The organism is Pseudomonas sp. UBA6315 (genome assembly GCF_002438125.1).
In the GTDB taxonomy this organism is placed as follows: Bacteria; Pseudomonadota; Gammaproteobacteria; order Pseudomonadales; family Pseudomonadaceae; genus Aquipseudomonas; species Aquipseudomonas faucium.
Window position 1 is genome coordinate 55,865 of record NZ_DJTF01000030.1, and the last position, 7,340, is coordinate 63,204.

Genomic DNA, 7,340 nt, shown 5'->3' on the forward strand with positions numbered 1-7,340 from the left:
TGTGCTTGTTGGAATGGGGGCGCGCAACGCCCCCATTAAATCAGAAAGCTCAAGCCGTCTGCGCAACCACCTTGCCGCCCTTCTGGGTCAGCGACACCAGCAGGATGAACAGGGTTACCCCAGCGGTCATCAGCGTTTCGTAACGGTAGGCCTCGTTGAACAGCATGTAGCCGAGCACCAGCAAGATGGTGCCGATCACCAGCCAGGTGAGCCACGGGAACAGCCACATCTTCAGCTCCAGCGGCCGCCCTTCGCGGTCGGCACGGGCACGCATGCGCAGCTGCGACACGGCGATCACCAGGTACACCAGCAAGGCGATGGCGCCGGTGGTGGAGAGCAAAAAGCCGAACACCTTGCCGGGGAACACATAGTTGACGAAGCAGCCGGCAAAGCCTGCCAGGGTGGAGAGAAGCACCGCCACGGTGGGCACGCCCGCGCCGGAAATACGCTTGGTCATGCTCAGCGCCTGGCCGCGTGCGCCCAGCGAGTAGAGCATCCGCGAGGCGGTGTAGAGGCCGGAGTTCATGCAGCTGGTGACCGCCACCAGCACCACCAGGTCGACCAACAGCTTGGCGCCCGGGACGTTGAGCACTTCCAGCACCCGCTGGAACGAGCCTACTGCCTTCAGGCCCGGGTCGTTCCACGCCACCAGCGACACCACCAGGAAGATCGACGCCAGGTAGAAGATCGCGATGCGGTACACCACCAGGTTGGTGGCGCGGCGGATCTTGTCTTTCGGGTTGGCGGTTTCATCGGCGGCGATGGTCACGATCTCGGCGCCGAAGAACGAGAAGATGGTGATCAGCACACCGCCCAGCACCGTGCCGAAACCGTTGGGCATGAACCCGCCGTTATCCCACAGGCGGCTCACGCCGGACACTTCGGCCAGCGGCCAGAAGCCGAACACGGCCAGGCTGCAGACCGCGATGAAGGCGACGATGGCAATCACCTTGACCAGGGCGAACCAGTACTCGAACGCACCGAAGTTCTTCACGCTGACCAGGTTGGTGCCCGACAGCAGGAACATGATCAGGAAGGCGAACAGCCACGACGGCACCCCGGGGAAGTAGGCGTGCAGGATGTCTGCGCCGGCGATGGCCTCGACCGGGATGATCAGCACCCAGAACCACCAGTACAGCCAGCCGATGGTGAAGCCGGCCCAGGGGCCGATGGCCTCGGAGGCGTAGGTGGAGAACGAGCCGCTGTTGGGGTTGGCGATGGCCATTTCGCCGAGCATGCGCATCACCAGCAGCACCAGCAGGCCGGTCATGGCGTAGGAGATGAGGATGGCCGGGCCGGCGGTGGCGATGGCGTTGGACGAGCCGATGAACAGGCCGGCGCCGATGATGCCGGCGATGGAGATCATGGACACCTGACGCGATGTCAGGCCGTGCTGCAAGGAACGCTGTTTGTTGTTGTCTAGCGAAGCCATGGAGAACCCTCGAATGGGTCGGCCGCCACACGGACGGCTGAAAAAGTTGGAGCAGAATTCTTGTAGGTGTGTTGCTCTTTTTTCTTGTTCTGAAGTTGCCGGTCGCGCACTGACCTCCTCTTTGCATCACCGGTTGTAATCGTTGATCGAGGTCAGTATTAATCTATAGGCGCGGGTCAACAAACGACCTTTTCGAAGCACATGATTCCATTTGGGAATGAACTTCTTCCTTTTTTGCTCGGTAAATCCTTGCCATGTCCAAACGCCTGATGCCCTCCACCACCGCTTTGCAGTGCTTCGAAGCTGCCGCCCGCCACCTGAGCTTCACCCGCGCCGCCGAAGAGCTGCACCTGACCCAGAGCGCCGTGAGCAAGCAGGTGGCGCAGCTGGAGGAGATGCTCGCGCACTCGTTGTTCCAGCGCATTCGCAGGCGCCTGCACCTGACCCCGGCCGGCGCCCTGTACCTGGCCGAGGTGAACAAGATCCTCAACCAGATCGACATCTCCAGCCGCTACATCCTCAGCTACGGCGACGAAACCGAGGTGCTGCGCATCGCCACCCAGCCGACCTTCGGCGCGCGCTGGCTGGTGCCCAGGCTCAAGGGTTTTGGCGACCGCTACCCGCGCATCCACCTGGACATCCGCAACGAACTGGAGCCGTTCGACCTGGTGCAGGCCAAGGCCGACATCGCCTTCTTCTTCGGCCAGGGCACCTGGCCGGGGGCCACTTGCATCGAGCTGTTCAGCGAAGAGGTGGTGCCGGTGTGCGCCCCGGCGCTGCGCGCCCGGCACAGTTTCGACAGCGCCCAGGCGCTTACCGAGCACCGCCTGCTGCAGTGCGCCTCGCGCCCGGAAGCCTGGCACGAGTGGTTCCTGGGCCTTGGCCTGCACAGCCAGAACAGCTACCACGGGCCGCGCTTCGACACGTTCTACCTGTGCATCCGCGCGGCCATCGCCGGTTGCGGCATCGCTCTGATTCCGCGCTACCTGGTGGCCGAGGAGCTGAGCGAGGGCAAGCTGGTGGTGGCCTGGGACCACCCGGTGGCGAGCAATGGCCGGCACTTCATCGCCCATGCCGAGCATGCCGCCGAGGTGCCCAAGGTCAGGGCATTCGTGCAGTGGATTCGCGAGCGGGTGGCTGAGGGGGATTGAGCGCACCTGCACGGGCCTCTTCGCGGGGCAAGCCCGCTCCCACAAAGTACTCAACAACTTCGAGCTTGGGTGGTGCCCTTGTGGGAGCGGGCTTGCCCCGCGAAGAGGCCGGCGCAGAAAGATCACGAATCCAGGGAATGATCGCAATCAAATAATTCGTTTGCGGAATAATACCCCGGCACGCTTGGATAGTAAGAAACTCGAACAAGGTCCGCGTGCCCCATGAACCAGGAAAGTATTAGCCAATCCATTGCCATCGTTCACCCGATCACACTTTCCCATGGCCGCAATGCCGAAGTCTGGGATACCGACGGCAAACGTTACATCGACTTCGTCGGCGGTATCGGCGTACTCAACCTGGGCCATTGCAACCCGGCCGTGGTCGAGGCGATCCAGGCCCAGGCCACGCGCCTGACCCACTACGCCTTCAATGCCGCGCCCCACGGGCCGTACCTGGCGCTGATGGAGCAGCTGAGCGCCTTTGTCCCGGTCAGCTACCCACTGGCCGGCATGCTCACCAACAGCGGCGCGGAAGCGGCGGAAAACGCCCTGAAAGTCGCCCGCGGCGCCACCGGCAAGCGCGCCATCATCGCCTTCGACGGCGGCTTCCATGGGCGCACCCTGGCCACCCTCAACCTCAACGGCAAGGTCGCCCCGTACAAGCAGCGGGTCGGCGAACTGCCAGGGCCGGTCTACCACCTGCCCTACCCCAGCGCCGACACCGGCGTGACCTGCGAGCAGGCGCTCAAGGCCATGGAGCGGCTGTTCAGCGTGGAGCTGGCGGTGGAGGACGTGGCCGCGTTCATCTTCGAACCGGTGCAGGGCGAAGGCGGCTTCCTGGCCCTGGACCCGGCGTTCGCCCAGGCCCTGCGCAAGTTCTGCGACGAGCACGGGATCCTGATCATCATCGACGAAATTCAGTCTGGCTTCGGCCGTACCGGCCAGCGCTTCGCCTTCCCGCGCCTGGGGATCGAGCCCGACCTGCTGCTGCTGGCCAAGAGCATCGCCGGCGGCATGCCGCTGGGGGCGGTGGTCGGGCGCCAGGCGCTGATGTCGGCATTGCCCAAGGGCGGCCTGGGCGGCACCTACTCGGGCAACCCGATCGCCTGTGCCGCGGCGCTGGCGAGCCTGGCGCAGATGAGCGACGAAAACCTCGCCACCTGGGGCGAGCGCCAGGAGCAGGCGATCGTCAGCCGGGTGGCGCGCTGGCAAGGCCGCTTTGCATTCATCGGCCGCCTGACCGGGGTCGGCGCCATGCGCGGTATCGAGTTCGTCAATGCCGACGGCAGCCCGGCACCGGCGCTGCTGGCCAAGGTGATGGAAGCGGCGCGGGCCAAGGGGCTGCTGCTGATGCCCAGCGGCAAGGCGCGGCACATCATCCGCCTGCTGGCACCCTTGACCATCGAGGCCGAGGTGCTCGAGGAAGGCCTGGATATCCTCGAGCAGTGCCTGGCGCAGCTGAGCTGAGGCTTACAGGCCCAGCTCGTTGGGGGTGAGCATGTCGGATTCGAAGGCGATCCAGCCGCCTTCGAGTTCGGCGTGGCCGTTGACGATCGGGCCGTAGTAGGTCAGGCCGTTGTCCAGGGTCACGCAGATGTGCGTGGCGGGTTTTTCGGGGGCCGCGAGTGTACCGACGAAATGCACCTTCTTCAGGGTTTCGGTCACCGCTTCGAGGCCGACGCGCATGCTGGGGTTCTCGGAGGCCTCGGTATCGCCGCCACGGTCTTCGGCGCTGATGGTCACGATGGCGGTGTACGGGTACTTGTTGCTCAAGCGGGGTTACCTCGGAGTCAGATGTAGGCTTGCGGGCGCGTAGAGTACGGCAGCCGTGCGCTGTTGTCTCTACTGGCCTCATCGCCGGCAAGCCGGCTCCCACACGGCACAACCGCATGGCCTCCCCCGCCCTGATCTGTTAGGGTGCCCGCCGATGCACGCCACACCACACGAGGACACCGAGTGAGCGCCGAAGAACCCCTGATCGCCGACCTGTTCGAGGTCGACAAACGCCTGACCCTCAAGCCCGTCGTGGACTTCAACAGCTACCTGCGCGCAGCCTTCGGCGAAGGCCCGTGCCGCTGCCACCGCTGCAGCGAAGGCGCTGACCCGAGCACCTACAGCCACGCCCACAGCTTCACCTTCGAAGGCCGCAGCTGGCACCGCCGTTTCGCCAGCACCGCCGGCAGCGATGTGGCGCAGGCGCTGAAAAAGGCCTGGCTGTCGTACACCAAGGCCGAACTGACCCTGGCCGGCACCCTCGATCTGGCCACCCTCAAGACCTTCACCGAAGCCGCCCTGCACGAGCGCCTGCTGGCCCTGCTGGCCGCCAGCGGCCTGGCCCGTGAAGTAGAAGGCGTTTGGCTGCTGCAAGCCCAGGCCGACTGACGGCCCGGCGGTAAAGCAGGATTCTCCCGCTCTGCTACCTTGGGAGAATCCGCATCGCCGCAGGTAGTCCGTCATGGCCCGTACAACGCCCATCGAGCTGTACCGCAATATCGGCATCGTCGCCCACGTGGACGCCGGCAAGACCACCACCACCGAGCGCATCCTCTTCTACACCGGGGTCAACCACAAGATGGGCGAGGTGCATGATGGCGCCGCGACCATGGACTGGATGGCCCAGGAGCAGGAGCGCGGCATCACCATCACCTCGGCGGCGACCACGGCCTTCTGGCAAGGCTCGACCAAGCAGTTCGCCGACAAGTACCGCTTCAACATCATCGACACCCCCGGCCACGTCGACTTCACCATCGAGGTGGAGCGTTCGCTGCGCGTGCTCGACGGCGCGGTGGTGGTGTTCAGCGGCGCCGACGGGGTCGAGCCGCAGTCCGAGACGGTCTGGCGCCAGGCCAACAAGTACCACGTGCCGCGCCTGGCCTACATCAACAAGATGGACCGCCAGGGCGCCGACTTCCTGCGCGTGGTCAAGCAGATCGACAAGCGCCTGGGGCACCACCCGGTGCCGATCCAGCTGGCCATCGGCAGCGAGGAAAACTTCATCGGCCAGATCGACCTGGTGAAGATGAAGGCCATCTACTGGAATGAGGCCGACCAGGGCACCAGCTACCGCGAAGAAGAAATCCCCGCCGAGCTGCAGGCACTGGCCGACGAATGGCGCGCGCACATGCTCGAAGCCGCGGCCGAGGCCAATGACGAGCTGACCATGAAGTTTCTCGACGGTGAGGAACTGACCATCGACGAGATCAAGGCCGCCCTGCGCCAGCGCACCATCGCCAACGAGATCGTGCCGACCATCCTCGGCTCCTCGTTCAAGAACAAGGGCGTGCCGCTGATGCTCGATGCCGTCATCGACTACCTGCCCGCGCCTTCGGAAATCCCGGCGATCAGGGGCACCGACCCCGACGATGAAAACAAACACCTGGAACGCCACGCCGACGACAAGGAGCCGTTCTCGGCCCTGGCCTTCAAGATCGCCACCGACCCGTTCGTCGGCACCCTCACCTTCGCCCGGGTTTATTCCGGGGTGCTCAGCTCCGGCAATGCCGTGCTCAACTCGGTCAAGGGCAAGAAGGAACGCATCGGCCGCATGGTGCAGATGCACGCCAACCAGCGCGCCGAAATCAAGGACGTGTGCGCCGGCGACATCGCCGCGCTGATCGGCATGAAGGACGTGACCACCGGCGACACCCTGTGCGACATCGTCAAGCCGATCATCCTCGAGCGCATGGACTTCCCCGACCCGGTGATTTCCGTGGCGGTGGAGCCCAAGACCAAGGCCGACCAGGAGAAGATGGGCATCGCCCTGGGCAAGCTGGCCCAGGAAGACCCCTCGTTCCGCGTGCGCACCGACGAGGAAACCGCCCAGACCATCATTTCGGGCATGGGCGAGCTGCACCTGGACATCATCGTCGACCGCATGCGCCGCGAGTTCAACGTCGAGGCCAACATCGGCAAGCCCCAGGTGGCCTACCGCGAGAAGATCCGCAACACCTGCGAGATCGAGGGCCGCTTCGTTCGCCAGTCGGGCGGGCGCGGCCAGTACGGCCACTGCTGGATCCGCTTCGCGCCGGGCGATGAGGGCAAGGAAGGCCTGGAGTTCACCAACGAGATCGTCGGCGGCGTGGTGCCGCGCGAGTACATCCCGGCCATCCAGAAAGGCATCGAGGAGCAGATGAAGAACGGCGTGCTCGCCGGCTACCCGCTGATCAACCTCAAGGCGGCAGTGTTCGACGGCTCGTACCACGACGTCGACTCCAACGAGATGGCCTACAAGATTGCCGCGTCCATGGCCACCAAGCAGCTGTCGCAAAAAGGCGGCGCGGTGCTGCTGGAGCCGGTGATGAAGGTCGAGGTGGTGACGCCCGAGGAGTACCAGGGCGACATCATGGGCGACCTGAGCCGGCGCCGCGGGATGATCCAGGATGGCGACGAGACCCCGGCCGGCAAGGTGATCCGCGCCGAGGTGCCGCTGGGGGAGATGTTCGGTTATGCCACCTCGATGCGCTCGATGACCCAGGGGCGGGCCAGCTACACCATGGAGTTCACCCGCTATGCCGAGGCGCCGGCGAGTATCGTCGAATTGATCGTGAAAAAAACCAGCGGCAAGTGATCAGCCGAAGGCTTCGCCTTCGATCGCCGGCAAGCCGGCTCCCACAGGGATCTGCAGCGTTGCACTGATCGGTGTGGGAGCCGGCTTGCCGGCGATGGGGCTCAGTGCTGCTCGCCGGCCCGCTTCAGCAGCTTCTTGCAACGCTCCGACAAGTGCACCACGCGCAGGTGCTTGCCCGCCTTGGCATAGC

The 7,340-nt window shown here is 64.9% G+C and carries 6 protein-coding genes and 1 pseudogene; 4 read left to right on the forward strand and 3 right to left on the reverse strand.

Going from position 1 to position 7,340, the window contains the following annotated elements:
* Positions 1-49: 49 nt before the first annotated feature.
* Positions 50-1,432: an amino acid permease gene (locus B3E94_RS03645; RefSeq protein WP_176518000.1), complete on the reverse strand. Its 1,383-nt coding sequence runs from the start codon at positions 1,430-1,432 to the stop codon at positions 50-52.
* Between the two features lie 254 nt (positions 1,433-1,686).
* On the opposite strand from B3E94_RS03645, the gene gcvA reads away from it, so the two are divergent.
* Positions 1,687-2,583 (forward strand): transcriptional regulator GcvA, encoded by an 897-nt coding sequence (gene gcvA, locus B3E94_RS03650; protein ID WP_236236940.1) that lies wholly within the window; start codon positions 1,687-1,689, stop codon positions 2,581-2,583.
* A 222-nt stretch (positions 2,584-2,805) separates the two neighbouring features.
* Positions 2,806-4,050 (forward strand): 2-aminoadipate transaminase, encoded by a 1,245-nt coding sequence (locus B3E94_RS03655; protein WP_286912358.1) that lies wholly within the window; start codon positions 2,806-2,808, stop codon positions 4,048-4,050.
* Positions 4,051-4,053: 3 nt separating this feature from the next.
* Here the strand turns inward: B3E94_RS03655 and B3E94_RS03660 are convergent, their stop codons facing one another.
* Positions 4,054-4,356: a hypothetical protein gene (locus tag B3E94_RS03660; protein ID WP_286912360.1), complete on the reverse strand. Its 303-nt coding sequence runs from the start codon at positions 4,354-4,356 to the stop codon at positions 4,054-4,056.
* Positions 4,357-4,539: 183 nt separating this feature from the next.
* On the opposite strand from B3E94_RS03660, the gene B3E94_RS03665 reads away from it, so the two are divergent.
* Positions 4,540-4,965, forward strand: a complete 426-nt coding sequence (locus B3E94_RS03665; RefSeq protein ID WP_236236942.1) for a hypothetical protein — start codon at positions 4,540-4,542, stop codon at positions 4,963-4,965.
* Between the two features lie 73 nt (positions 4,966-5,038).
* Positions 5,039-7,150, forward strand: a complete 2,112-nt coding sequence (fusA, locus tag B3E94_RS03670) for an elongation factor G (protein WP_286912362.1) — start codon at positions 5,039-5,041, stop codon at positions 7,148-7,150.
* A gap of 101 nt (positions 7,151-7,251) precedes the next feature.
* Here the strand turns inward: fusA and B3E94_RS03675 are convergent.
* Positions 7,252-7,340 (reverse strand): annotated as a pseudogene (locus B3E94_RS03675) (response regulator); the annotation flags it as partial.